32 protein-coding genes are annotated in these 23,756 nt (G+C 73.7%); 29 read left to right on the forward strand and 3 right to left on the reverse strand.

Going from position 1 to position 23,756, the window contains the following annotated elements:
- Positions 1-329: 329 nt before the first annotated feature.
- On the forward strand, positions 330-1,547 hold the full coding sequence (locus KGD84_RS32830) for a coiled-coil domain-containing protein (protein WP_220566011.1): 1,218 nt from the start codon (positions 330-332) through the stop codon (positions 1,545-1,547).
- Positions 1,548-1,609: 62 nt separating this feature from the next.
- On the opposite strand, the gene KGD84_RS32835 is transcribed toward KGD84_RS32830, so the two are convergent.
- Positions 1,610-2,050, reverse strand: a complete 441-nt coding sequence (locus KGD84_RS32835) for a hypothetical protein (RefSeq protein ID WP_220566012.1) — start codon at positions 2,048-2,050, stop codon at positions 1,610-1,612.
- 187 nt (positions 2,051-2,237) lie between these two features.
- Between KGD84_RS32835 and KGD84_RS32840 the strand changes: the two genes are divergently transcribed.
- The 22 genes from KGD84_RS32840 to KGD84_RS32945 all read left to right on the forward strand — a co-directional run bounded on the left by KGD84_RS32840 (position 2,238) and on the right by KGD84_RS32945 (position 19,428).
- Positions 2,238-4,088 carry a DUF6884 domain-containing protein gene (locus KGD84_RS32840; RefSeq protein WP_220566013.1) on the forward strand — a complete coding sequence of 617 codons (1,851 nt, stop codon included), beginning with the start codon at positions 2,238-2,240 and terminating at the stop codon, positions 4,086-4,088.
- Positions 4,085-4,432 (forward strand): hypothetical protein, encoded by a 348-nt coding sequence (locus tag KGD84_RS32845; protein WP_220566014.1) that lies wholly within the window; start codon positions 4,085-4,087, stop codon positions 4,430-4,432. The genes KGD84_RS32840 and KGD84_RS32845 overlap by 4 nt, the downstream gene beginning before the upstream one ends.
- Positions 4,429-5,037, forward strand: a complete 609-nt coding sequence (locus KGD84_RS32850) for a Pycsar system effector family protein (protein WP_220566015.1) — start codon at positions 4,429-4,431, stop codon at positions 5,035-5,037. Before KGD84_RS32845 ends, KGD84_RS32850 begins: the two co-directional genes overlap by 4 nt.
- Positions 5,038-5,052: 15 nt before the next feature.
- A complete protein-coding gene (locus KGD84_RS32855; protein ID WP_220566016.1) occupies positions 5,053-5,937 on the forward strand; it encodes a 3'-5' exonuclease in 885 nt (294 codons plus the stop codon).
- Positions 5,930-6,601, forward strand: coding sequence for a hypothetical protein (locus KGD84_RS32860; RefSeq protein ID WP_220566017.1), 672 nt, complete (start codon positions 5,930-5,932; stop codon positions 6,599-6,601). The genes KGD84_RS32855 and KGD84_RS32860 overlap by 8 nt, the downstream gene beginning before the upstream one ends.
- A gap of 370 nt (positions 6,602-6,971) precedes the next feature.
- Positions 6,972-7,592: a hypothetical protein gene (locus KGD84_RS32865; protein WP_220566018.1), complete on the forward strand. Its 621-nt coding sequence runs from the start codon at positions 6,972-6,974 to the stop codon at positions 7,590-7,592.
- Between the two features lie 220 nt (positions 7,593-7,812).
- Entirely contained in the window at positions 7,813-8,442 is a 630-nt protein-coding gene (locus tag KGD84_RS32870) for a hypothetical protein (RefSeq protein WP_220566019.1), read from the forward strand.
- A 167-nt stretch (positions 8,443-8,609) separates the two neighbouring features.
- A complete protein-coding gene (locus KGD84_RS32875; protein WP_220566020.1) occupies positions 8,610-9,011 on the forward strand; it encodes a hypothetical protein in 402 nt (133 codons plus the stop codon).
- Positions 9,012-9,183: 172 nt separating this feature from the next.
- Positions 9,184-10,179 (forward strand): DUF3560 domain-containing protein, encoded by a 996-nt coding sequence (locus tag KGD84_RS32880; RefSeq protein WP_220566021.1) that lies wholly within the window; start codon positions 9,184-9,186, stop codon positions 10,177-10,179.
- A 245-nt stretch (positions 10,180-10,424) separates the two neighbouring features.
- Complete coding sequence (locus tag KGD84_RS32885; protein WP_220566022.1) at positions 10,425-10,610, forward strand: hypothetical protein; 186 nt, start codon at positions 10,425-10,427, stop codon at positions 10,608-10,610.
- Between the two features lie 170 nt (positions 10,611-10,780).
- Positions 10,781-11,218, forward strand: a complete 438-nt coding sequence (locus tag KGD84_RS32890) for a hypothetical protein (protein WP_220566023.1) — start codon at positions 10,781-10,783, stop codon at positions 11,216-11,218.
- 217 nt (positions 11,219-11,435) lie between these two features.
- Complete coding sequence (locus KGD84_RS32895; protein WP_220566024.1) at positions 11,436-11,876, forward strand: hypothetical protein; 441 nt, start codon at positions 11,436-11,438, stop codon at positions 11,874-11,876.
- Positions 11,877-12,074: 198 nt separating this feature from the next.
- Positions 12,075-12,905, forward strand: a complete 831-nt coding sequence (locus KGD84_RS32900; RefSeq protein WP_220566025.1) for a hypothetical protein — start codon at positions 12,075-12,077, stop codon at positions 12,903-12,905.
- A 301-nt stretch (positions 12,906-13,206) separates the two neighbouring features.
- Entirely contained in the window at positions 13,207-13,500 is a 294-nt protein-coding gene (locus tag KGD84_RS32905) for a hypothetical protein (RefSeq protein ID WP_220566026.1), read from the forward strand.
- Between the two features lie 199 nt (positions 13,501-13,699).
- A complete protein-coding gene (locus KGD84_RS32910; RefSeq protein ID WP_220566027.1) occupies positions 13,700-14,035 on the forward strand; it encodes a hypothetical protein in 336 nt (111 codons plus the stop codon).
- A 99-nt stretch (positions 14,036-14,134) separates the two neighbouring features.
- Positions 14,135-14,671 (forward strand): hypothetical protein, encoded by a 537-nt coding sequence (locus tag KGD84_RS32915; protein WP_220566028.1) that lies wholly within the window; start codon positions 14,135-14,137, stop codon positions 14,669-14,671.
- A gap of 325 nt (positions 14,672-14,996) precedes the next feature.
- Positions 14,997-15,548, forward strand: a complete 552-nt coding sequence (locus KGD84_RS32920) for a hypothetical protein (protein ID WP_220566029.1) — start codon at positions 14,997-14,999, stop codon at positions 15,546-15,548.
- A 333-nt stretch (positions 15,549-15,881) separates the two neighbouring features.
- Positions 15,882-16,304, forward strand: a complete 423-nt coding sequence (locus KGD84_RS32925; RefSeq protein WP_220566030.1) for a hypothetical protein — start codon at positions 15,882-15,884, stop codon at positions 16,302-16,304.
- Positions 16,305-16,561: 257 nt separating this feature from the next.
- Entirely contained in the window at positions 16,562-16,978 is a 417-nt protein-coding gene (locus KGD84_RS32930; RefSeq protein WP_220566031.1) for a hypothetical protein, read from the forward strand.
- A gap of 96 nt (positions 16,979-17,074) precedes the next feature.
- Positions 17,075-17,878 carry a hypothetical protein gene (locus KGD84_RS32935; protein ID WP_220566032.1) on the forward strand — a complete coding sequence of 268 codons (804 nt, stop codon included), beginning with the start codon at positions 17,075-17,077 and terminating at the stop codon, positions 17,876-17,878.
- 288 nt (positions 17,879-18,166) lie between these two features.
- Complete coding sequence (locus KGD84_RS32940; RefSeq protein WP_220566033.1) at positions 18,167-18,610, forward strand: hypothetical protein; 444 nt, start codon at positions 18,167-18,169, stop codon at positions 18,608-18,610.
- Positions 18,611-18,714: 104 nt separating this feature from the next.
- Positions 18,715-19,428, forward strand: a complete 714-nt coding sequence (locus KGD84_RS32945; RefSeq protein WP_220566034.1) for a hypothetical protein — start codon at positions 18,715-18,717, stop codon at positions 19,426-19,428.
- A gap of 178 nt (positions 19,429-19,606) precedes the next feature.
- Here the strand turns inward: KGD84_RS32945 and KGD84_RS32950 are convergent, their stop codons facing one another.
- Positions 19,607-20,011: a hypothetical protein gene (locus KGD84_RS32950; protein ID WP_220566035.1), complete on the reverse strand. Its 405-nt coding sequence runs from the start codon at positions 20,009-20,011 to the stop codon at positions 19,607-19,609.
- Positions 20,008-20,259, reverse strand: coding sequence for a hypothetical protein (locus KGD84_RS32955; protein WP_220566036.1), 252 nt, complete (start codon positions 20,257-20,259; stop codon positions 20,008-20,010). Before KGD84_RS32955 ends, KGD84_RS32950 begins: the two co-directional genes overlap by 4 nt.
- Before the next feature lie 319 nt (positions 20,260-20,578).
- Between KGD84_RS32955 and KGD84_RS32960 the strand changes: the two genes are divergently transcribed.
- The 6 genes from KGD84_RS32960 (at position 20,579) to KGD84_RS32985 (ending at position 23,678) form a co-directional block, all read left to right on the forward strand.
- Entirely contained in the window at positions 20,579-20,785 is a 207-nt protein-coding gene (locus KGD84_RS32960; RefSeq protein ID WP_220566037.1) for a hypothetical protein, read from the forward strand.
- 202 nt (positions 20,786-20,987) lie between these two features.
- Positions 20,988-21,275 (forward strand): hypothetical protein, encoded by a 288-nt coding sequence (locus KGD84_RS32965; RefSeq protein WP_220566038.1) that lies wholly within the window; start codon positions 20,988-20,990, stop codon positions 21,273-21,275.
- A 320-nt stretch (positions 21,276-21,595) separates the two neighbouring features.
- Positions 21,596-21,901 carry a hypothetical protein gene (locus KGD84_RS32970; RefSeq protein ID WP_220566039.1) on the forward strand — a complete coding sequence of 102 codons (306 nt, stop codon included), beginning with the start codon at positions 21,596-21,598 and terminating at the stop codon, positions 21,899-21,901.
- Between the two features lie 213 nt (positions 21,902-22,114).
- Positions 22,115-22,633, forward strand: a complete 519-nt coding sequence (locus KGD84_RS32975) for a hypothetical protein (protein ID WP_220566040.1) — start codon at positions 22,115-22,117, stop codon at positions 22,631-22,633.
- 282 nt (positions 22,634-22,915) lie between these two features.
- A complete protein-coding gene (locus KGD84_RS32980; RefSeq protein ID WP_220566041.1) occupies positions 22,916-23,116 on the forward strand; it encodes a hypothetical protein in 201 nt (66 codons plus the stop codon).
- 106 nt (positions 23,117-23,222) lie between these two features.
- Positions 23,223-23,678: a CCDC34 family protein gene (locus tag KGD84_RS32985; protein WP_220566042.1), complete on the forward strand. Its 456-nt coding sequence runs from the start codon at positions 23,223-23,225 to the stop codon at positions 23,676-23,678.
- The last annotated feature ends 78 nt before the right edge of the window (positions 23,679-23,756 follow it).

The raw sequence follows: 23,756 nt of genomic DNA on the forward strand, positions 1-23,756 counted from the left end.
CCCGCTACGCTGGCCCCCAGGACACCCGGACCGCACCGGCCCAGGCGCCCCGCAGAGCCCGCGGCCCGACACCGGGCCACCGGCACGCGAACACCGCCCCGGCCACCACCGTGGCCAGGGCCCCGACGAGGAGGAACCACACCCGCACCCAGCCGACGCCCTTCCGGCCGAGCGCCATCCCGGCCGCTGCCGGAACGCACCACCGCCAGGGCATAACGGCCGCCGCCAGCGTGCGGCTTTTTCTCGCACCGACTTTCCGACTTTCCAGAAACAATAAGTCTGAAAATGTTAGGTTCGGAGGCGAGCACCCCATGACGAGGAGAACGCGCGTGACCACCACCCCCGCAGGCGCCCACCAGGAGGCCCCCTACGGGCATTGGGACCAGCCGTGCCAGGAATGCAGCGGTCCCATCGCCCGCACCCGGCCGGCCACCGGCCGCACCGGGCGCCCGCCCCAGTACTGCTCTGACGAGCACGCCCAGCAGGCGAAGAACCGACGCCAGCGCCGGCGCAACTCCCCCGGCATCACCGGGGAGCTGGTCCGCGCCGAGGAACTCGCCGAGCGCATGGCGCAGAGCATCGAGTCCCTGTGCGCCGCCGTCGAGGGCGTCACCTCCCCCGCCGGGGTGCAAGCCGAGATCACCCGCGTGCGCGCCGAGACGCAAGGAGAGGTCGCCCGTCTGTCGGCCGCGGTGGACGAGGCCGAGCGCGAGGCCGAGACCGCCCGCGCCGAGGCCGCCGCAGCGCGCGAAGCCCAGGCCGCCGCCGAAGCCGACACCCGAGACGCGGAGGAGGCCGCCGAGCGCGCCCTTAACGACAAGAGCACCGCCCAGGAGGAAGCGCGCGCGGTGAGGCAGGCCAGCGAGCGAGCCCAGGCCGCGGCGGAGGCAGCCGAACAGCGCGCGGCCCAGGCCGCCGACCGTGCCGAGCGCGCCGAGGCCGACGCCCAGCAGGCCCAGGACCGCGCCAGCGCCGCCGAGCGGGCCCGCACCGAGGCCGAGGCGGCGGCCGCCGACGCCCAGGAGCGGGAGCGCCTGGCGCAGGAGCAGGTCCGTGAGGCGGACCAGGCCCGCGCAGCAGCCGAGGCCGAACGCGACGCCGCCCAGGCCGCCCGTGCGGAGGCGGTCGAGGAGGCCGAGGGTCTGCGGGAGGCGGTGGCCAACGCCGAACAGCAGCTGGTCCAGGCCTGGAACGACCTTCAGGTTCAGACCGAGCGTGCCGACCAGGCCGAGAGCGACCGCGATCGCGAAGCCCAGCGGGTCACGGCGATGGAGCAGCGGCTCCAACGAGTCGAGGCCCAGGCCGACCGCGCAGAGGAGCGCGCCGACCGCGCCGACCGCGAACGCGCCACCGAGGCCGAGCGCGCCCGCCAGGCCCAGGACCAAGCCCGCGCTGCCGAAGAGGCCCGTGCGGCAGCCGAGGCCGAACGCGACGCCGCCCAGGACCGCGCCACCCGGGCCGCCGAGCGCGCCGACGCCCTCCAGGCGCAGCTGGACGAACGCGACCGCGAACGGCCCCAGGAGGCCACCGAACACGACCAGGGGTGAGCCGTACAAGCACGGGGCCCGCGCCGGATGCTCCGGCGCGGGCCCTACGGGTGCGGTGAGGCTCAGGGGTTGGCCTCGTGCTCTGCCTTGCGCTCCCGGGCTTGGCGGGCGCCGAACGTGCCGGCTTCGCACACCACCCACCCGCAGGTGTCGCAGCGCACCCACCATGTCGTCGGTGCCGGACGGTCCCACTTGGTCCGCGGCGACCCTTGGACCCTGCTGACTGTCACCGTGTGCGGTCCGGGCAGGGGCTCTACCTGGTGGAATTCCCGGTCGATCACACGGCCGTCGGCGAATCGGACCATGTATGCGCGGACCGCCGGGAGCAGGTAGCCGCCTGCGACGCGGTCCGGGAGGTCGATGGTGTCGATGATCTCCGCCGGTTGCATGTGGTCGTACACGTAGGCGGCGTTGACCGTCTGGCCGACGCGGAACCGGAAGGGGGGCGGGGTCCGGCCGATGCGTCGGGCTTCGGCGATCTCCTCTTGAGTGGGCATCCGCATGGTGTGGGTCCTTTCGATGGCTCGGATGTCGGTCCGACAGCCGGAGTGGGCTCTCCGACCTAGTGCTTTAATATTACCTCACAATTGACTTGGTGTCCACTCTGATCAGCGGGGGTTCTGGCGGAAGGATGCTCCCCTTTTTTGGTTTAGTTTTGACTAAACGAAACTAAACGGCTAGGCTGGAGGCATGCCCGAACAGACCGACACCGCTCCGCTCGCCGCCCCCGCCGGCCCCCTGGCCCTGTGGGAGTACGGCGCCCACACCACACCCACCGCACGCCTGACCGTCGAGGTCAGTCCCCGCGGCCGCCGGGAGGCCCCCCGCCGCCGCGCCGTCCTGTCCCTGGCCACCGCCTACGGAGTGCGCGCCCGCCGCGCCCGGCTGGAGGAGTGGAGGCGCGGGAAGAACACCCTGTACCTGCACGAAGGTGAGCACCCCACCCAGGTCGACCTGGTCGGCGACGCCGACGACGTCGCCCGCATGGCCGCCGCCCTCCCCGGTGTCCTGGCCGCGATCGAGCAGGCCGCCACCGCCCACGTGAAGACGTTCGGTTCCTGGCTGCGCCACAGCGCCGAAGGCCAGGAGTACGCCGCCCCGGCCGAGGTGCCCGCCATGCTGCGCCGCTGGCGCCGCGAGTTCGCGGAGGCCCTGGCCAGCCAGCTGGCGTTCGGCGCGGCCCTGGAGACCGGGCCCGTGGACGAGACGGCCCCCTGGACCTACCAGGCCCACCGCGTGGCCGCCGCCCACGTCGCGGCCGCCGGATGGGACCTGGCCCAGTGGGAGGACCCCACCGCCGCCGCGGCGATCCTCGCCGGTGCCCTGCGCCGCGACATGGCGCCGACCGAGCAGGAGCGCCTCCCCGCACGCGCCGCCAACACCGAGCCCGAGCCCGAGCGTGAAAGCGCGTGGGCCGAGGCCAACCGCACCCGCACCGCCCGCATGCAGGCGCACACGGATGCGGCCCTGGCCGAGTACGAGGCCGCCGAGCACGAGCGCCAAGACGCGCCCGAGCCCCACCGCGCCGACAAGTCCGCCACCGAGGGCACCACCGCGCGGAACCGCGACCTGCACCGACGCGTGTGGGAAAAGCTGGGCCCCATCCGCCTGATCACCGCCGAGGACGTGCCGCCGCCGCCCGAGGGCGTGCCCGAGCCCTTGGGGATCGTGGAGCCCGGCATGGTCGCCCCGGGCATGCACGCGGACCTGGTCCAGAGCCACCCATGGCGCACCCGCGCCCGGCACAGCATCCTGGGCGGGGTGCTGGTGAGCATCGGACCGTGCGCGTCGCGCATCCACGCCCGCGGCCGCACCTACACAGTGGCCAACACCGATCTCACGCTGAGCACGTGGTACGGCCCGGTCGGTGCGGCCCTGGACGAGCTGCGCACCCGCGACATGAACCGTGCCCTGGACCTGGTGGAGGTGTTCCGCGCCTGGACCGTGGCCGACCACCTGGACCACGCCCAGCGCCACCGCCGCACCGCCCCCGAATCCGAGCCCCGCCCGGGTCGGCCTGCGGCCGTCGAGCAGCCGACCCTGTTCGACGCCGAAACCCCCGCGGCCCCCTCCCTCGAACCCCAGGAGGCCCCCGGGCCCCTGGTCGTCATCCCGTGCAGCGCCCGCAAGGGCACCGCGGCCGCGCCCGCGCGGGAGCTGTACACCGGCAGCTACCACCGGATGTGCGCCCGTGCCGCCGAGGCGCTCACCGCCCGGGGCGGCCGCGTACTGATCCTGTCCGCCCGCCACGGGCTGATCAGCCCGTACACCGTCCTGTCCCCCTACGAGCACCGCATGGGCCAGCACGGCGACGTGAGCGCCGAACGACTGCGCGCCCAGGCCGCCGCGCTCGGCGCCGCCGACGCACCGGAGGTGGTCATCCTGGCCGGGCGCGCCTACGCCGAGGCCGCCCGCGCCGTGTGGCCCAGTGCGCGCACCCCGCTGGCCGGTACCCGCGGAATCGGCCAGCAGCGGGCCCGTCTCGCTGGGATCATCAGGTCATCGACCCCGCCGACGACCCGAGAAGCGATCCCAGTATGAGCACCACCCCCGCCCAGCCGTCCGCCCAGGTGTGCGAGTTCCCCGGATGCGACCGCCCGCTCACCTACGCGGGCACCGGGCGCCGCCCGAAGTACTGCAACCAGCCCACCGACCCGGACCGCCCCGCGGAGTGGCCGGCCAATCCCGTCCACAACAAGTTCAACGCCAAGCGCCTGCGCGACGCGCCCCCGCCCCAGGACGCCGAGACCGTGCACGCGCTCGCCGACCGCATCGAGGCCCTGGAACAGGCGTTGGCCGACCGAGACCGAGAATTCGCCCAGCTGAGCGCGCAGGTCGCGCGGTTGCGCGCCCACGTCGACCAGGACCAGGAGAGCCCCCGGTGACCCAGGCCGAGCAGACCGGGACGACCCCCGCCCCGGAGGACAACGCCGAGCAGCCCCCCGCCGCCGACCCCGCCCCGGTGCCGGCCGAGCCCGCCCCCGAGCCCGCGCCGGCCCCTGTCGCGGTTCCCGCCCCGCGGACCCCGGTCGAGGCCATCGCCCTGGCCGAGGCCGCGGCCGCCGACGCCGTCGCCGACCTGACCCGCACCGACACCAGCAACGCCGCCATGGCCGGGATGGCGGGCGTTCTGCTCACCGTCATGGCCGCCGGCGCCGGTCTGTCCAGCGGAGACGGCGCGTTCCCCGCCCCCGCTCAGGTGGCCATGGGCGCGGCCGCCGTGGTCCTGTCCGCCGTCCTGGTCACCCTGGCCGCCGCCATCTGGCCCCGGCATGGAGGCACCGGAGGCGTCCCCCACTACGCCCGGCGCACCGCCGCCCAGCTCGCCGAGGAGTTCACCGCCACCGACCCCGTCCGCTGGCACGCCGAGCGCGCCGCCGCCAAAGCCGCGATCGCGACCCGCAAGCACCGCCACCAGCGCGTGGCGGCCGCCGGTCTGGCCCTGGCCGGGGTGCTGCTGGCCGCGGCCACCGTCATCACGCTGATCTGACCCGAGAGGACCCCCATGGCGCCCCCGCGCCGCGCCCGCGCGGCCCACCCCCGAGCACGCACCGCACCCGCACCGCGCCCGGCCCAGGACGCCGTGGCCCCCTCCCCCGAACAGGCCGCCGCCGCCCGGGCCGAGGCCGCCCGTTGGGCCGCCGCCCTGACCCGGGACCCCAACGCCGTCGTGCTGGACACCGAGACCACATCCAAGGCCGAGCGCGGCCGCGTAGTCGAGGTCGCCGTACTCGACATCACCGGCCGCGAACTGCTGCGCACCCGCGTCAACCCCGACGTGCCCATCGAGGCCGAGGCTGCCGCCGTCCACGGCATCACCGCCGCCCAGCTCGCCGACGCGCCGCGGTTTTCCGACGTCGCCGACGCCCTGACCCTGGCCGTCGCCGGGCGCCGGGTGATCTGCTGGAACGCCCCGTTCGACCGGCGGGTCCTGGCCGGGGAGTACGCACGCCTCCTCGGCGACGACGAGGCCGGCGAGGCGTGGGCCGCCCGAGCCCGGTGGGAATGCGCCATGCGCCGACACGCCGCATGGCACGGCACGTGGTGCCCCGACCGGGCCGCGTGGACGTGGCACAAGCTGTCCGCCGTCGGCGCAGCAGACCACACCGCCGCCGGCGACTGCCGCGCCGTGGTGCGCGTGCTCGCCGACATGGCGCGCAGCGCCGAGCAGGCCGGGCCCGGCCCCGTGCCGCACCCGCGCCCCCACTCCCCCGCCCGCAGCGCCCGCGTGCGCCTGGAGGGGACCCGCGCCGACGTCGAGGCCGTCGCCCAGGCCCTGCGCGAGGGCCGCGCCCACGTCGAGCACCTGGACGAGCCCGCCGCCGGACGCCGCGGGTACCTGGCCTACGGCCGACTCGCCGCCCACCCCGAGGGGACGCCCCGTGCATGACGACCTGTCCAGCGCCCCCCTGCCCCCACAGGGCCCGCAGCCCGCACGGCGCCGACGCTCCGCGGCCCGCCTGGACGCCGAGATGTGGCGCGCCTTGCTGGCGTGCGAGGAGACGGCCACCGCCTACCAGGCGAGCACCTACCGCCAAGGCGAGACGCAATGCTGGTTCTGGGCCGGGGCCCTCTCGGACTCCGGCCACGGGAAGCTGAAGGCCGGGCGCGCCGGGGGCGGGGCGGCCGCCGGGCGCACGGTCACCGCCCACGTCTACGGCTACCAGCTCCACCGACAACGGCTGATCACACCGACCCCGGCCATGCCGGATCCGGTGGTGGGGCACACGTGCGACGAGCCCAGTTGCCAGAATCCCCGCCACTGGGAACTGGTGAGCCGAGGCGACAACGTCCGGGCCTACCACCAGCGCAAACACCGGTTCCCGCTCAACGACACCCGTACCCGCAACGGCCGCAAGTCGGCCCGCGCCGAGGCCCTGCGCGACGCCATCCGCCGCGCCCAGGCCGCCCAGGAGCGCGCCCAGGCCCTGCGCGAGCGCGGCGAAGCCGTCCCCGACGACCTCCAGGCCGCCGCGGACGTCGAGGCCGCCCTGCGCCGCGCCAGCGAGGCCGGGCGGCCGCCTGAGGAGTTCCAGACGATCGCCCTGTTCTGAACACGCCCCAGGGGCCGCACCACCTGGCACGGGGCCGGCGGCGCCCGGGGCCCGCCCGGGCCCGTGCCAGCCGGCAACCCGCCCGAACTACCGATATATTCATATCGAAATCGTGGGAGGGGAGACGGGTGTGCTCCCCGGCGGCCGACCGGGGCCGTCTCGGCGGCCCGCCCTGTCGGGCATGAAAGTGGCGGCCGAGGAACCCGGTCCGCGAGAGACCGGGCCGACACCCACGGCCGCCGATTTTCCGCCCACACCGGAAGCGCCGACCCGGAGGCCATGCCTCAGACCAGGGCTTCGTGTGTGTGGTCGGAGCAGATTACCAGGCGTTCGCCGGCCGGCCCGGCGACCGTGCAGGAGGAGCCAGGACATGACCGTACGACGACCGCGGGACGCATCCGGCGTGCTGCGATGGGCCCAGCTGAACGGGTTCCCCCAGCCCAGGCGGATCGCACACGGGCCCCAGGCCCACGGTGAGGCGCTGGTGCGCTGGCTGGACGAACAGGACCTGAGTTACGACATCCTGGCCGATCTCCCCGAGGACCCCGTGACGCTGGACCAATGGGCGCGGTTCATCGAAGAGAACCCGGTCACCGTCAAGTCGTGGCAGCGCCGGCCCGACTGGAACGTGCACCCGTGTGCGCTCGGGCCGCGATGGGCCACCCCGCGCAGGGGGAAGACGCCCAACGTCTACAGCCTCGCCGAGCTGGAGGCTTATCCCCGACCGCGGGACCGGCGCATCGACCCGGGCCTGTTCGAGGAAGACGAGTACCTCACCCTGCACGCCATCGCCGTGCGCGGTGGACTGGACCACCCCGAACACCTCTACCAGTACCGCGGTTTCCAGGGGTTCCCGCCACCGACCGAGGCCACAGGGCCGGTCGAGGCGGGACCGGTGACGCAACCCCACGCCCAGGAGCTGTACGACGCCCGTGCGGTCGCCGCGTGGTTCAACCGTCTGCCCGGACGGCGGGGCCGCCGCGCCAGGTGAGGGCCGTGCGGCGCTCACGAGCGACTCGCCGCCGGCCCCGTGCAGCGATCCGGCGCTGACCGGCCGGCGGGGCCGGCGAAGGCCGGAGCGGCACCGGTGCGCGCTGTCGCCGGTGGTCAGGGCCCGAACACCCCCCAACTACTGATATACTCATATTGAAAGAGCGATGGGGGAGACCGACACCCTCCCCTGCGCGCCGCCCACACGAGAGGAAAGCCCGATGCAGCACCCGGCCTACAGCACCGCCCAGGCCTTCGCCCTGATGGCCGCAGCCACCCACCCGCTCGGCGAGGTCCCCCAGCCCATCCCCGGACTGGAGGAACAGGGCCTGACGTTCCGCCACCCCATGGTCGAGGGCGAGGGGCGCACGGAACCCGAATGGCTCACCGGACGCGGCTGGGATGAGGCCCAGCGCCTCCACCGCCAGACCGGATTCGAGGCCCCGGGCAGGCTCGGGAAGGCCGACCGCCTGCGCCTGGACCTGATCAACGAAGAGCGGCGCATGGAGGCCCTCTACCTCGGCGGGCAGCCGAAGGCCCTGGCGTTCGGCCTCCTGTGCGTCGACAACGCGATCAAGTACCCCACGAACCCGCGCGACCCGTGGTACCGCCTGGAGTCGCGGCTGGAGCGATCCGTGCGCAGCCGCGCGCTCAACGAGGCGTTGAAGCAGATCAACGGCGGCGTGGACGTCGTGGAGTCGGGGGGCTTCACGGACGTGGCGCGCGAACTCATCGCCCAGGTCGTCATCCACCTGGACGACGGGCGCGAGGCCCGGTCGCTGGCCCGCGACGCCGACATGCCCGAGGCGATCGAGCGCCGGGAGGAGCACCGGCGCGCCCGCCGGGGCTGACCCCCGTTCCCGTGGGCCCGCGCCGGAGAGGATCCGGTGCGGGCCCACGCGTTGTCACCGCCGACCGGGGCCCGAACACCCCCAACTACTGATATACTCATATTGAAAGAGCGGCGGGGAGACCGACACCCTCCCCCCGCACCGCCCACACGAAGGAGGACGACGCCATGCGCCACCAGGACACCGACACCCACGCCCCCCGCGTCACCGTTCTCGGAGAGGCCACCGCCACCAACGGTGCGCGGCGGCGCGTGCTGCGCACCGACGACGGCCGCACCTGGATCGTCTCCACCGCGCGCCACGAGGCCGCGCCCGAGGGCGAGACCCTCGTCATGCTCGTGCAGCCCGACGGCCAGGTCCACGGTGACCCCGTGGTGGAGATGGACGGAATCGACCCGGACCAGGCGCAAGCGCGGTTCGTCCGGGCCTACGAGAGCGCCACCCTGCGCGAGCCCGCCCAGGAGAGCGGGCACCCGTGGGAGGTCCCCGGAACCGCCACCGAGGCCGCGTGCGAGGCGCTGCGCTCCCGCCTGCGCCGCCCCGGAGGGCACCTGCGCGCAGTGCGGTAGCCCCTCGCTCCCGTGGGCCCGCACCGGAGAGGATCCGGTGCGGGCTCTCGTGTTGTCGCCGGTGGTCGGGCCCGAACACCCCCCAACTACTGATATATTCATATTGAAAGCGCGGCAGGGGAGACCGACACCCTCCCCCCGCACCGCCCACACGAAGGAAGAAGCCGCACCCGTGATCGAGATCAACCACGACCGCGAACAGGGGACCCTGGTCGCGGGCACCGCCAAGGGCGACGGAACCGGCCCCATCCTGCACGCGGCAGGGTTCCGCTTCTCCCGCACCCTGGACGCCTGGTACGTGCCCCACTCGCGCCGCAGGGCCGCCAAGACGTGGATCATCAACGCCGCCGCCGAGCAGCTGCGCGAGGCCGGCCACGAGGTGACCGTCACCATCGACGACACCACCCCGGCCGCGACCCCGTTCGCCGAGCACGAGGCCGCCGGCTACGAGCGCGCCCAGGACCGCGCCGACCGCTACGCCGAGCGCGCCGAGCGCGCCACCGGCCACGCCCGGGCCCTGGAGGCCGACGCCAAGGAGCGCGCGAGCGCCATCCCGTTCGGTCAGCCGATCCTGATCAACCACCACAGCGAGCAGCGCGACCGGCGCGAGCGCGAGCGCATCGGCCGCAAGTTCGACAAGTCCGCCCAGGAGGCCGGACGCGGCCGCTACTGGCAGGGGCGCGCCCAGGCGGCCCAGGGCTACCGCTCCGGCCGCGAGAACCTCGGCGTGACCCTGCGCCGCATCGAGAAGCTGGAGGCCGACCGGCGCCGCATCGAACGCGACATGGCAGCGACCGCTGACGAGGGTTACCGGGAGCGCCGCGCGGCCGATCTCGCCGAGACCGACGAGCAGTTGGCGTACTGGCGGGCGTTCGTGGCCGAGGCCGAGGCCAACGGCGCCAAGGTCTGGAGCAGGGAGGACTTCACCAAGGGCGACTACGTCCGCTTCCACAGAACGTGGTGGGAGGTGCTGCGCGTCAACGAAAAGACGTTGACGATCCCCCACAGTCACACCGGGATCGGTGAGCCCATCATGAGCAAGGAGCGCGCCCAGGGCAGGCGCATGGGCGCGTACACCGACAAGGTGCCCTACGACAAGGTCACGGGCCGGATGAGCGCCGCGGAGGCCGCCCCGCTGCTGGCCGCCACCGCCGAGCCTGAGGAGTAGCCGCCCCGCCCGCGAGCCCGCGCCGGAGAGGATCCGGCGCGGGCTTTCGCGTGTTCGGTGGTGGGCGGGCCCGAGGCGGCGAACAGGGCAGAGCGCCCGAGCCTGCCGCGCCCCACCCCGAGGTGACGCGCACCACAAAAAACACCCTTCATATGGTATAGCTGCTTTACAATCTGTGCTATGATGGTGGTACACCAAAAAGAAGGGAGGTGAAAAGGACAGTGACGAGCGAGATTGATCGCCGCATGGATCAGCTCATCGCCGCCGCCGTCCGGCAGGGGTACCAGGTCTGCCAGGACGAGAACGGCCGGTGGAGCTTCCGCCGCGCGGGCGTCGCCATCTTCTTCGATGAGACCCCCGTGACGGCCATGGAGCTGCTGGTCATGCTCAACACCCTGCGGGGTAACGGCCTGATCTTCCCCGAGGAGTGATCAGGAGGGGCCGCCCCAGCCAGGGGCGGCCCCGCCCGGCGATCAATCGCATTCCCAAAAAAGAAGAATACCGAGAACACAGGGAGTATCTCATGTGGAATGTCTCTATCCGCATAGCGGGAATTGACCGGCCCGCTGACGGCGAGGCCGAAAACGCGCGCGCCGAGATCTTGCGCACCGCCGGATCGGCCGTCGTCTACCGCAGCGCGGACGGCGTGCTCATCGCGCAGACCCGCGCGGAGACCGCCGACCCGGTCGAGGCCGCCGACCAGGCCCGGGCCCGCGCCCTGCGCGCGCTGGAGGAGGCCGGGGCCACCGGCGCGCACGTGGAGGCCCTGGAGGTGGCCACCGACGCCGAGACCCGGCGCCGCATCATGCACCCCGACCCGCTGCCGGTCGTCGGCGCCGCCGAGGCCGGGAAGATCCTGGGGGACATGAGCGCCGGGCGTGTCTCGCAGCTGCTGGGCGAGGACTCCCCGCGCCGGGACCCCGGCGCGCCCACCCCCGTGGTGAAGACCGGCCGGGGGGACTACTACCTCCGAGCCGCGGTCGAGTTGTACGGCATGGAGAGGGACCGCACCCAGCGGCCCCACAAGTACGATCGGTGATCGGCGCCCTGCTCTCACCTGGTTCGAGCAGGGCCACAGGAAGAGGCCGCCGCCCCAGCCGGGGGCGGCGGCCTCTGCCGTGCGCCGGCCCGCCGGCTCGCCGGCCCGCGGACGGAGTTGCGCCATACCCCAATGTGGGGTAATAATAAAGTAAGCGATCGGGGGAGGCCCGTCCCCCGCCGCCGGACCGACACCGGACCGACCGGAAGGAAGCACCGTGTTCATCAACACCACCAGGTTCATGCAGTGGGTCGAGGAGTCCGGGACTCTCGCCCGCCTGCCCACGACGCAGGTGGCCGAACTCCTGGACGAGGTCGAGGTGATGAAGGTCGCCGACGAGCAGGAAGCCCAGACCCGGGACCTCGTGTTCGGCGCCCTGAAAACCGAGCTGGGCCGCCGCTACGACGAGGGCGTCCAGGCGATGGACTCCACGGCCATCATCGAGGCCCTGGCCCCCATCGCCGACGTGGGCACCCACCGGAGCGAGTCCACGGGGGTTCTGTACAACCTCTACGTGTACGCCCTGACCGTCCGCCACCCCGAGGCCCGGGCCGCTGAGCGCGCGTGGGCCGACACCGTGAGCGAGTACAGCCCCGAATTCGAGGCCGGACCCGCCGGGCGCATCATCGACGCCGTCCGGGCCGTCCTGGACCGGTAGGACCCCGAGCCGACCGGGCCCGCGCCCGGTCGGCACCCCGAGCACGCAAACGGGCGCCCCACCATTTCCCGGCAGAGCCGGGCCCCACGGTCGGGCGCCCACCCGACACGGCAGATCACGCGTGATTCACCATGCCAGCCACCAGAATACGACCAGCCGCGGCCCGCCGGCCCGCGGCCGCCCACGAGGAGCCAGACCATGACCGAGCACACCCAGGACGACCGCGAGGCCCTGCGCCGATGGGCCCGCGACGCCGGCCACGACGACGCCCAGGCCGAGGCCATCGCCACCGACTCCGCAGCGCACCGCGCCGCCCTGGCCGCCTGGCTCACCGAGCGCGGGCTCGACCCCGCCCAGGCCGCCGACCCCGCCACGCCCCCGGACCCGGCGATCCTGGCCGAGTGGGGGCCCACCCACGGCATCCAGCCCAACACGGCCGAGGTGCTGGCCAGCACGCGCGAGACCTTCCCCCCGCGCCGCACCGTCGGCCTGCGCGTCGTGAAGGGCGCGCGCGACGCCCAGGCCGTCGCGGCCGAGGAGTTCGCCCCCGGCGAGCGTGTGGGCCGCGAGACGTACGCCAAGCGCACCGGTATGGCGGCGACGACCGTCAAGCGATCGGTCGCCGCCCACGCCAACCAGGCCCCCGAGACCGACGGCCGCAACCGTTTCGACGCGCAGGAACTCGCCGCGTTCCTGGCCGACCTGCGCTATCCGGGCCCCGGCCTGTACTCGCTGGCGGAACTGGAGGCATGGCGGGTCACCCAGGTCGCGGCCAGCCACGTCGCCGCGGTGGACCCCGGCCAGTTCGGGGAGGGGGAGCGCATCACCGTGAAAGCGTTCTGTGACCGCACCGGCCGGGACCGTTCCACGGTCAGCAAGGCCATCAACAACCCCCGCTGGCAAGGCGAGGACGCCAAGCCCAAGGCGCCCGTCCGCGGCGCGGACGGGTTGTTCGACGCGCGCGAAATCGCCGCCTTCCTCAACGGCTTGCCGCGCCGGGTCGGCAAGCCCCCCAAGTCCCGCGGCTGATTGCGCGCCGGCCCCCGCCCGGGTCGGCGCCGGCAGGTCAGGGGCCCGCGCCGAGCGGTTCGGTGTGGGCCCCTGCCGCGTCCGCGGTCGGGGCGGCCGGCTCGGAGCAGGGCCGGCGGGGACGCGGCCGCCGGTGCCGGCGGCCCGCCGCACCGCTCGGATTCCGTGACCGTTCCGTGATGCGCGGAGGCCCTGTTTCCGGTCCCCCCACCCCCCATGTGGGGTAATATTAAAGCAAGCGATCGGGAAGGGTCCACTTCCCGCCGCCGGACCGATACCCGACCAGCGAAAGGGAAGCGACATGGCCGTCAAGCCCGGTGAGAGCGTCAAGTACACGGTTCTGGAGTTCCTGCCCGAGCCGTACCCCCCGATCGGTACCCGCCTGTCGTTCGCCGACTATGACGCGGCCGTCCGGGAGGCGATCAACACCAGCTACTGCCTCGACACCGAGATCTACGTCTACGCGGGCCACTACCGCGGCGAGCAGGAGCCCCAGGCCGAGCCCCTCGCCCAGACCTGCGCGTGCCCGCGCGACCCCGAGTCCTGGCACCTCCTCCAGGAGGGTTGCGGCTACCCGGCCCGCGGGACCGCGTAGCCCCGGCCTCCCGAGCCCGTGCCGGGCCCCAGCGGCCCGGCACGGCCCCCGGGCCGCCGCCCCGGCCCCGGCCCTGGACCGGGTCGGCACCCGAGCCCCTGGACGCGCCGGTCCGCCCTGCGCGAGCACCGGCAGAACAGGCCCCGGGGCGGGCCCCGCCCCCGACCGACACCGCACACGCACACCAGACGAGGACACCATGACCGACCCCGAACGCGACCGGCTGGACGAGGACGCCGCGGCCAAGTGGGTGATGAAAGCCGTGACCCGCGCACTGCCCGGCATCGTCATGAAGGGCGTATCCGTCGGCCCCCTGCCCCTGGAAGGCGCCGTCCTCTTCACCTGGACCGGACAGGACGCCGACGCCGACGACACCCAGGCGTGCGAAGCGGCCTACGACCGGGCGAGCACCATCGGCCGCCGGGTCGCCGAGACCCTGGAGGCCCAGGGGTTCACGATCCTCCAGGCCGGGTGCCCCATCCGCAGGAGGCCGACCCGGGTCACCTACGGCGCCCTGGTCAAGGTCGCACCGTAGGGCCGCCCAGGCTCTGGCCCCGACCCGGGGCGGGGGTCCCCACCCCCCGCCCCACCCGACACCGCACACACGCACACACGCACACCAGATGAGGACACCATGAACGAGGACCTGCGCCAGCTCACCGAGCAGATCAACCGGCGCGCCGACGTGATCAAGGCGATTGAGGACCCCGACGACCGATTCCACGCGCACATGCAGGCGTGCGAGACCGCGGACGCCGCACTGTCGGGCCGCACGGACGCCGAACTCATCGAGGTCATCCAGGCCCAGAGCGCCCAGCGCCCCGACCCCCTGCGCTACGACCCCCGGGACACCCCGGCCGCGAGCGCGGCCGCCGGGGTCCTGGAGAGGCGCCATTTCAGCCGGGCCCAGCAGATGGACACCGCGGCGATCCTGGAGGAACTGGCGCCGCTGACCGACTACCGCGACCCCGCGGCCGCGTTCGACCGGCCCGAGGACTACCGCGAGGAGATCACGGCCGCCGACGCCCTGCGCCGCAGTGCCCTGGTGTCGCTGCTCACTCTCCGCCACGAAGCGGGCCTCAGCGAGTCCGAGGGCCAGTCCGAGGCCACTCCCCTGCGCGACCGGGCCGCCGCCGTCTGCCAGGCCGTTGAGCGCGAGATCGCGCGCTAGCGCCGAGGCGCCCGCCGACCGCCTGCGCTCGGCCCCGGGGCCGACAGGGCCCCACCGGTCGTCCGGTGGGGCCCTGGAGTCGTCGCAGGCGGAGCCGGGCGCCGCCCTGCGCCACCTTGCGCCGCCGGGCGATGCCGGCGGCGGCGCGGCCACTGGTGCCGGCGGCCCGCCGTGCCGCTCGGATTCCGTGACCGTTCCGTGATGCGCGGGGGCCCCGTTTCCGGTCCCCCCATCCCCCCGTGTGGGGTAATATTAAAGCAAGCGATCGGAGAGGGCCCGCTCCCCGACGCCGGACCGATACCGCACCGACCGAGAGGACGAACGCATGCACAGCGAACACCGAAACCTGATGGAGCGACTCCGGGAACTCGGCCTGCTGGCCGAACTCCCCTCCGCCCGCTTGGCGCTGGCGCTGGACTACCAGCTCACCCGGCCCGAAGACGCACCCATCCGCGCTGCGCTGGGCGAGGAACTGGGGCGCCGCTTCGCCCAGGAGGCCCGGATCCTGCCCCTGGGCTGCGCGGCCGCGGTCCTGGACGTGGTCTATGTCGAGGCCCGGCGCGAGTCGCGCAACTCGCTGTGGGCGATGTCCCAGGCGTACCACGACGTGGTGAGGGACCGCGTGACCCCCGGGGTCCGCGCCATGTCGACCCCGGCGATCCTGGAGGCGTTGGAGGCCATCGCCGACGAGTCCCGCCACGACAGCGGGCAGGACAACGCGCGCCGCTTGGTCTACCTGGCCGAACTGTGCGACCGCCACCCCGAGGCGGAGCAGGCGCACGAGGAGTGGGACCAGGCCGAGGACCAGACGGACGAGGAGTGCCGCCGCGGGCCATCCCAGGTGGTCATAGCCGCCGTCCGCCGGACCATGGGGTAGGCCGCGAGGCCGGGCGGGCCGTGAGGCCCGCCCGGCCCGCCGGTACGGAGCTGCGAGGACCCGCGCGCGCCGGTCGGCGAGTGCACCGGAGCCGCCCGGATGCCAACGGTTCGGCGCCCGCCGCAGAACGTGCGGCCGGGGCTCTCGGGGAGGCCCCGCAGGCGAGGGTTCCCGAGCGCCGCGCCGCCCCCGATCTCGTTGCCGTTCCGTGATGCGCGGAGGTCCCGTTTCCGGCCCCCCGCTCCCCTGAGTGGGGTAATATTAAAGCAAGCGATCGGGGAGGGCCCACTCCCCGCCGCCGGACCGACACCACATCAACGAAAGGGAAGCGACATGAGCGACGTCGACCACATCCTGTCCGCCATCCGGGACAGCGGGTTCGTGGCCCACGAGGGGCGAAACGGCGTGATCGTCTACCGGGCGGGCGTGTACGACCGCTTCGGCACCGGCATCACCCTCACGTCGTGGGACGGGGTCACGACCGGCCTCGAGGAGACCGCGTGCCGCGCGCTGGCCCAGCAGCTCGAAGGCTTCCGCCGGGCGACCCCGGAGGAGATTGCCGAGTACGAGCGGCTGGAGGCGACCCGGCGGCCTTTCAGGGTGCGGGTCACCGAGGAGGTCAAGTACGAGGTCACGGTGAGGGCCCAGGACGCCGAGGAGGCCGAGGAGGCCGCGATCGACCTGATCACCGAAGACGGCGACCGTGACCGGTTCTGCACGGAGGTCACCGAGCGCTACGCCCAGGTCCTGCGCTAGGGCCTGCGGAGGGGCCACCCCCGGACCCCCGGGGGCGGCCCCTCCATGAGCCGGACGGGGCCGGGTGACGCCGGCGGGCGCGGTACGGCCGACGCCGGCGCCGCGCCGCAGCCCACTCGGCCCCGTTGCCTTTCCGTGATCTCAAAAGGCCCCGTTCCCCGCTTCGCCGCCCCCCCGGATGTGGTAATATTAAAGCAAGCGGTCGGGAGGAGCCCACCTCCCGCCGGACCGACACCGAATCAACCGAAAGGCACCCCATGAGCGAGCACACCACCGGCCAGGACCGCGCCCGGGCGGCCCTGACCGCCTACGCCGCCGACAACGACACCCGCCCCGGCCACGAACTGCTGACCGACCTGATCACCGACGTGCTGCACGTCGCCGCGCAGGCCGGGATCAACCCCGGCGCCGTCCTGGACAGCACGCAGCGCCACCTCTTGGAGGAGGCCGAGGAGGCCGAGGCCGCCGACGTCACCCGCGCGACCGTGCGCCTGCGCGTGGTGTCCTTCGCCGGAGGCCGCATGGACCGCGCCCACCTGGACACCGTCCTGCGCATGGCCATCGAGGCCCTGTCCCTGGGAGTGGAGCAGGAGGACAGCCACGAGCCCCTGTACCCCTGGGCCCGCGTGGAGCACATCGAGATCCACCCGGACGCCGAGACCGTCCAGGGCTGACCCGCCGCCCCGGGCCCGGACGGGCCCGGGGCACCCCCCGGGGCGGGGGTCCCCACCCCCCGCCCCACCCGACACGACACACGAAACGAGGACACCGTGAACCCGAACACCACGAACACCCTGCGCCAGGTGCTCACCGCAGCCCTTGAGGCCGCCGGTCTGCCCGTCCGGCACATCGACCTGTTCAAGGAGCCCGCCGTCATGGTCGGCGCTCCCGAGACGGGCGTAGTGCTCATCACCGGCCCGCTGGACGAGGCGTGCACCGACACCTTGGGGATCACGGCCTGCCGCTACCCGCTGGGGTACGACCCCGCCGACCCGCGCCAGGACCTGCCCGAGGACACGGTCACCGTGTACGCGACCACGCCCGGAGACCCCCTGGAGAGGGCCGAGAACCTGGCCTGCCTGGTCGAGGAGGTCACCGCCCAGGTGAGCCCCCCGGCCCCGGTCTCCCCCGCCCAGCGCAGCGCCGACGCCCGCGCGCTCGCCCGGGCGCTCGGTCTGGCCCCCGGCGAGGACGTGGACTTCCCCCACCTGAACAAGATCGCCTTGAGCGCCTACTGCCGTGCCGTTGCCTGGTACGGCGAGGACGCCGAACTTCTGGCCGACGACGCCCGCCAGCAGTTCGAGGAGGAGCAGAACGCCCACGACGACGAGGACCAGGGCGCCGAGCCCGTCGCGAACGCGGTGTTCGTGCGCCGCGCCCGGCAGCAGCTGGGCCGGTCCGGCCGACCCGCCACCGAGCCCGCCGACGCCCACGAGGCCGAGCGCGTCCGCGCGCTCTACCTGGACATCCTGGCGAGCGCCATGCACGCGCTCCAGGGGCTCGGGAACGACCCGGAGGCGGCCTTTGACGCCCACGAGCCGTTCGTGGATCTACAGCAGCCGGTGAAGCGCTGACGCCGACCGTGCCCGGGGCCCGCACCGTCCGTCGGTGCGGGCCCCGCCGCGTTCGCGGTGGAGTCGGCCGACTCGGTCCCCCGGTGGCGCCCTACTCGGGTCCGGGCGGGGCGCCGCGCCGGGAAGGCCGACGCCGACGCCGACGCCGATCTCGTTACCGTTCCGTGATCCCGAAAGGGGCCGTCCCGGTTTCCCCGCCCCCCCGTGTGGGGTAATATTAAAGCATGCAGTCGGGGAGGGCCCGCTCCCCGCCGCCGGACCGACACCCGATCGACCGAAGGAGACACCATGACCACCACCACCGCAGCCGTTGACCGGTTCCAGCAGGCCCTGGACCTGGTCGCCCGGGAAGGGCTGCTGGCCGGGTTCTCCACCGCCCGGCTGGAGGCCCTGGCCGACAAGCTCCCCACCGCCCAGTGGACCGAATCGGACCATCTGGCCGTCGGGCTCATCCGCCACGAGTACGCCCGCCGGTGCGCGGCCGACGCCCAGCGCATGACCACGGTCCAGATCCTCGGGGCGCTGACCCCCATCGCCGACCTGACCGAGGTCAAGGCCCCCTCGGTCCACGCGGCGAACCACGTCTACACGGCGGAGCTGACGGCCCGCCACGCGGAGGCCCGCGCCGCGGAACTCGCGTGGTTCCGCTCCGCCACCCGCATCGAGGACTTCCAGTGCGGCCCCGCCCGCGCGGTCATCGCCGCAGTGATGAGGGCCCACAACTGGTGCTGACCCGCCGCCCCGGGCCCGGACGGGCCCGGGGCGCCCCCCGGGGCGGGGGTCCCCACCCCCCGCCCCACCCGACACCGCACACACGCACACCAGATGAGGACACCGTGAACGACACCGCCCAGACCATCGACGTCCCCGAACGCGTGGCCACCGGCCGCGCACTCATCGAGGGGACCGACACCCACCGCCCCCGGTTCGACCGCTACACGCAGGCCGTCGGCCGCGCCATGCTCGGCGTCCCGGACCAGGTGTGGCGCGACGCCGTCGCCCTGCTGGAGGCCCAGCAACTGGAGTTCATCAGCGGCACCCTGACCCACCCCTACAGCGTCGAGGCCCTGGCCGGAGCCCAGGCCCCCGCCGAGCACCTGGACGCCGTCCGGGCGATCCTGGCCGACACCGAGGACGCCGAGCCCGACGCCGTCGCCCGGGCCCTGGCCGACGTGCTCCACGCGGCCGAGGCGGACGGGTACGACCCCGAGGACCTGTACACGCCCCGGAGCACCACCCGCATGCAGCTCAGCCGCGCCGGAGAGGCCATGGACCTGACCCCGCTGTGCGAGATCGGCGACCAGCTCACGGCCGCCGGATGGGGGGTGGCCGCCGACGCCGCCGACCCCCACGCCAACCCATACAGCGTGGTGGTCGAGCAGCTCCCCGAGACCGGCCGGGCGATCATCCGTGACCTGTACGCCAGCGACCCCGTGACGGCCGAGGTCACCGCCAAGTATCTCGCCGAGGTCCTGACCAGGCTCGGCCACCAGGTCGAGCGCGTGGACGCCGGATGGGACGGGTTCGCCGTCACCGTCATCGTGCGCTGACCCCTGGGGCCCGCAGCCCCGCCGCACCGGTCGCCGGTCACCCCGACAGGGTGATCGGCGATCTCGTTTCACCGAAGAAGGGGGGTCGCCGGCGCCCTGTGGCCGGCGTGGGTGGCGTGCCGGCCACGCCCGGTGCCGACACGCGCGGGTTGCTGTGCTGTGGCTCGGGCCCGGCAGGTCAGGGAAGAGCGTCGATCTCTAGCGCGCCGTCGAGCGCCAGCAGCGGCCCCGGTTCGGAGGTGACCACCGGCCAGGCCCGCACACGCGAGGTCAGGGCCACCTGCGCAGCCGAGGTGACATCACCGGTCGGGCGTTGGCGGGCCCGCGCCAGCAGGTCACCGGCGCGCGCGGCGACCTCGAAGGTCAGTTCCACCACCACGACGGGCGCCAGGCGCACGAGTTCATCCAGCGCCGCGCGGCCGCTCTCGGAGAGCCGCCCGCGCGCGGCCACCAGCGCGGCCGCGGGCACGGCCAGGACCAGCCCGCCCGAGCGCACCGCAGCGCCGACCAGCGCCCGCACGTACACCCGGCCCGTGCCGTAGTCCACCAGCGCCGAGACGTCCAGGACGCGGCCCCCGATCACCGAGCGGACGTCTCTAGCCCCAGGCGAGCCATCATCTCGGAGATCTCGGCGTCCAGACCCCAGGAGTCGACCACCCGCGCCGACGCCTCAGGCGACAGCGTGCCCCGCTGTTCGGCGGCATCCAGCGCCGCAGCGTCCCCCGCAGGGTCGAGCGCCGACAGCGCCAGGTCGGCAGCCGAAGGGGGCACCTCCCCCGCTTCCAGGCGCAGGCGCAGTTCCTCGCGCGGATCACCGTGTGCGTCAGCCATGCGCCCAGTGTAGGAGCCCGTCGCCGACCGCACCAGGAATCCGCCGAAGGAGGCCCGAGCCCCCGGCGCGCGAGCCCCCGCAACCGGGCGCCGCAGTGAGCGACTCGGCCGCACGGCGACACCGCCCCGAGCCCGAGGCGCCCCCGGGCGCCGTCCCGGGAAAGCCGAGGCCAACCCCCATTGTGTTACCGATCCGTGACTTGCAGAGGAGGCGTTTCCGGGTTCGCCGCCCCCTGCGTGGGGTAATATTAAAGCAGGCGGTCAGGGAGGGCCCACTCCCACCGCCGGACCGACACCCGATCGACCGAAAGGCACGACAGTGAACACCGAAACCCTGCGCCACGCCACCGCCCGGACCATCGCCGCCGGGTTCCTGGCCGCCACCGAGGGCCGCCACGACCAGGCGCGCGCGCACGCCGACGGCGCCCTTCTGGGGCTGGTCAACCTCAGCGCCCAGGGCGTGCAGGTCCGGGGCCTGGTCGAGCGCGTCGCCCGACTGGACGAGCGCCTCACCGACCAGGGCTGACGCCCACCCCCGGGGGCGCGGCCGAACCCCGCGCCCCCGGGGCCCAGGCACGAAAAAGGCGTCCGGCCACTTCCCGCAAGCGGGTGCCCAGGCCGGACGCCGGACCGACACCGTCAACCGAAAGGCCGACAGCATCACGCACAGCATACCCCCACCCCGTGCGCGATGCCCAACCGAGACCGCACCACCGGAAGGCATCACCGTGACGATCACGATCACCCCCCAGGACCGCCGCATCTGCGCCGCACTGCGCGCCGCAGCCTTGGACGAGGCCGAGGACCACTTGAGGTACGACCCCCGCGTTCCCGCCATGTCCGACGAGGAGCTGAAAGAGGCACTCATCCACCACGCAGCGGCGATCATCGCCCGTGACCTGTGCTTCCTGGCAGCGCTGGACCCCGAGCGCGCCCGGCGCTCCCGGCAGGTGATCCGAGCCCTGACCGCCGAAGCCCGCGCCCGAGACCACCGGACCGCCGCACCGGAGGTCTGACCTTGCCCCGAGGGGCCCCGCGCCGGACCGCCGGTGCGGGGCCCTGCCCGTGTTCGCGCTGGAGTCGGTCGACTCGGCCACCGAGTGGCGCCCTACTCGGAGCCGAGTGCAGCCCGCGGAGCCGGAGGAGGCCGGCGCGCAGGAGGCTACCGGCGCCGGCCCCCACCGGAGAACCTCCGATCTCGTTGCCGGTTCGTGATCTCGAAGGGGGCCGTTCCCGGTTCTCCCGCCCCCCATGTGGGGTAATATTAAAGCAAGCAGTCGGGGAGGGTCCACTCCCCACCGCCGGACCGACACCGCACCAACCGAAAGGACCTGCGATGAGCGCCCCCAGCCCCTTCACCACCACCTACGAGGGTCGCACCTGGACCGTGGACGTCGCCGAGGCGACCGCGGAACACGTTGTCCTCCGAGCCCGCAGCGGAGACGACACCCGATACCAGGCGATCGGGTACAGCGAGAACCCGCACTACCAGGGCATGATCTCGTGGAAGTTCGGCGAGGAGCGCACGAGCACGGACGCCGCCCGCGCCGACCTGTCCGACGGGCGCACGACCACCGCCATGCCCGGCGGGAAACTTGAGGTTCTCTTGCGCGCGGTGATCCTCGCGACACGCGCGGCTTGAACCGCTCCCCCCTGGGGCGCCGCACCCGCAGGCGCTCCGGGGCCCGCAGCGGAAAGGCCAAGGTCAGCCCCGATCCCGTTACCATTCCGTAACCATGAAAAGCCCCGCAAGGGGTTCTCTCGCCCCCTGTGTGGGGTATTATTAAAGCAAGCGGTCGGGGGGAGTCCACTCCCCACCGCAGGACCGATGCCGGATCGACCGAAAGGCACGACAGTGACCACCGAGAAGTACCGGATGTACACGCCCGACATGGACGAAGCCCGCTCCATCGCCGCCGACTGGCACGGAGGCCAGGCCAGCGCGCTCTACTCCTTCGCCAGCAGCGGCCGGGTCACCGACCCCGACCGCCTGCGCGCCGAGATCAACGAATGCCGACGCCACGCCGGAGAGCAGGAGCGCGCCAGGCTCGGAGCCCTGCTGCGCGCCATCGAACACCAGCACTACGAGCAGAGTCGGGAACTCGCCCGCCAGCTCTGCCACGTCGAGCCCCTCCCGGCCCGCAGCGTCCGCCACACCGAGCCCGGCGTCATGGACGCCGACAAGGCCCGCGTGCGCTCCGACCTGGAGCGCGCGCAGGCCATGGAGTTTCGCGCCTACGCCGGATTCCTGATCGGCTACGGCCGCGTTCTGGACACCCTGGCCAGCGCCTACCGGGACCCCGAGATGGCACGGCGCGTCCTCCAGCGCCACGTTGACCAGGTCCTCACCCAGATCAACGAGGACCAGGACTGACCGCGTGGCCCCGCCCCCGGGCGGGGCCCTGGCCCCGGGCCCGCGCCGTCCCGCGCGGGCCCTTCGGCGTCCGCGCAGCAGCAACCGCAGGAGGCCGGCCGGACCGGTCCCCCGTTGCCGGCGGCCCGCCACAGCCCCCAGGGTCGTTATCATTCCGTGACCAGAAAAGGCCCCGCAAAGGGCTCCCCCGCCCCTTGTGTGGGGTAATATTAAAGCAAGCGGTCGGGAAGAGCCCAGTCCCCACCGCCGGACCGACACCGGATCGACCGAAAGGCACGCGCGATGTTCGCCACCGAGCCCCTGACCAAGATGCTCCGCACCGCCGACAGCTGGGACCTCGGCAACAAGACCGGCGTCCGCAACAACCGTCGCGGCGTGAGCATGCGGGGGGTCAAGAAGGACTACCACCGCGCCACCCGCCGCGCCCTGCGCACCCAGAACACCGCCGAACTCGCCGACTACCTCACCCACGGCGCCTACTAGCCCCCAGGGTCGCCGCCCCGGGCGGGGCGGCGACCCGCACCCCAACACGCGGCCCGGGGAGCCCACCCCGACGCCGGACCGACACCCAGCACACGGAAGGCCCGCAGTGAACATCATCGACACCCGGATTCCCGGAATCGTGGCGCGCTCCACCAGCGCCGACGCAGTCGCGGCCCGCCGCTTTTTGGCCGTCGACCAGGCCCACGGGCGCGCCGAGGCGATGAACACCCACAGCGCAGCCCGCCTCATCCGCCGGTTCCGTCTCCGCCACTGCATCGGACAGGTGGCGCGCGCGATCATCGCCGCACACACCCCCGAGCGCCCCTATGACGTGTGGTACGCGCAGGCCCGAGAGCGCGCCTACGCCGCAGAGCGCAGCGGCGAACTCACCGCCGAGGAGACCCGGCAGCGACTGGCCCGGATCAGGAACCGCCGCAACGAGCGCCACGCCGAATGGGTGGCCATGGACGCGCGCGAGGCCCGCGCCGACTACCGCGCACTCGACCACGCCGGACGCGTCACCGCGCGCCTGCGCTTCCGAGCCGACCGCCCCCGCACGTGAGCGCCCCGGGGCCCGGACCGCACCGGGCCCCAGCCGCCCCGGGGCCCGTGCCGAGCGACTCGGCACGGGCCCCGCGGC

Origin of the sequence: Nocardiopsis changdeensis (assembly GCF_018316655.1) — a bacterium.
Lineage (GTDB): Bacteria > Actinomycetota > Actinomycetes > Streptosporangiales > Streptosporangiaceae > Nocardiopsis > Nocardiopsis changdeensis.

Coding starts and splice junctions, on each gene's coding strand:
- KGD84_RS32980 (WP_220566041.1), top strand. CDS start 22,916: ATGTTCGCCACCGAGCCCCTGACCAAGATGCTCCGCACCGCCGACAGC.
- KGD84_RS32875 (WP_220566020.1), top strand. CDS start 8,610: ATGCGCCACCAGGACACCGACACCCACGCCCCCCGCGTCACCGTTCTC.
- KGD84_RS32970 (WP_220566039.1), top strand. CDS start 21,596: ATGAGCGCCCCCAGCCCCTTCACCACCACCTACGAGGGTCGCACCTGG.
- KGD84_RS32955 (WP_220566036.1), bottom strand. CDS start 20,259: ATGGCTGACGCACACGGTGATCCGCGCGAGGAACTGCGCCTGCGCCTG.
- KGD84_RS32845 (WP_220566014.1), top strand. CDS start 4,085: ATGAGCACCACCCCCGCCCAGCCGTCCGCCCAGGTGTGCGAGTTCCCC.
- KGD84_RS32840 (WP_220566013.1), top strand. CDS start 2,238: ATGCCCGAACAGACCGACACCGCTCCGCTCGCCGCCCCCGCCGGCCCC.
- KGD84_RS32900 (WP_220566025.1), top strand. CDS start 12,075: ATGACCGAGCACACCCAGGACGACCGCGAGGCCCTGCGCCGATGGGCC.
- KGD84_RS32915 (WP_220566028.1), top strand. CDS start 14,135: ATGAACGAGGACCTGCGCCAGCTCACCGAGCAGATCAACCGGCGCGCC.
- KGD84_RS32920 (WP_220566029.1), top strand. CDS start 14,997: ATGCACAGCGAACACCGAAACCTGATGGAGCGACTCCGGGAACTCGGC.
- KGD84_RS32910 (WP_220566027.1), top strand. CDS start 13,700: ATGACCGACCCCGAACGCGACCGGCTGGACGAGGACGCCGCGGCCAAG.
- KGD84_RS32885 (WP_220566022.1), top strand. CDS start 10,425: ATGGATCAGCTCATCGCCGCCGCCGTCCGGCAGGGGTACCAGGTCTGC.
- KGD84_RS32855 (WP_220566016.1), top strand. CDS start 5,053: ATGGCGCCCCCGCGCCGCGCCCGCGCGGCCCACCCCCGAGCACGCACC.
- KGD84_RS32905 (WP_220566026.1), top strand. CDS start 13,207: ATGGCCGTCAAGCCCGGTGAGAGCGTCAAGTACACGGTTCTGGAGTTC.
- KGD84_RS32870 (WP_220566019.1), top strand. CDS start 7,813: ATGCAGCACCCGGCCTACAGCACCGCCCAGGCCTTCGCCCTGATGGCC.
- KGD84_RS32925 (WP_220566030.1), top strand. CDS start 15,882: ATGAGCGACGTCGACCACATCCTGTCCGCCATCCGGGACAGCGGGTTC.
- KGD84_RS32865 (WP_220566018.1), top strand. CDS start 6,972: ATGACCGTACGACGACCGCGGGACGCATCCGGCGTGCTGCGATGGGCC.
- KGD84_RS32835 (WP_220566012.1), bottom strand. CDS start 2,050: ATGCGGATGCCCACTCAAGAGGAGATCGCCGAAGCCCGACGCATCGGC.
- KGD84_RS32930 (WP_220566031.1), top strand. CDS start 16,562: ATGAGCGAGCACACCACCGGCCAGGACCGCGCCCGGGCGGCCCTGACC.
- KGD84_RS32940 (WP_220566033.1), top strand. CDS start 18,167: ATGACCACCACCACCGCAGCCGTTGACCGGTTCCAGCAGGCCCTGGAC.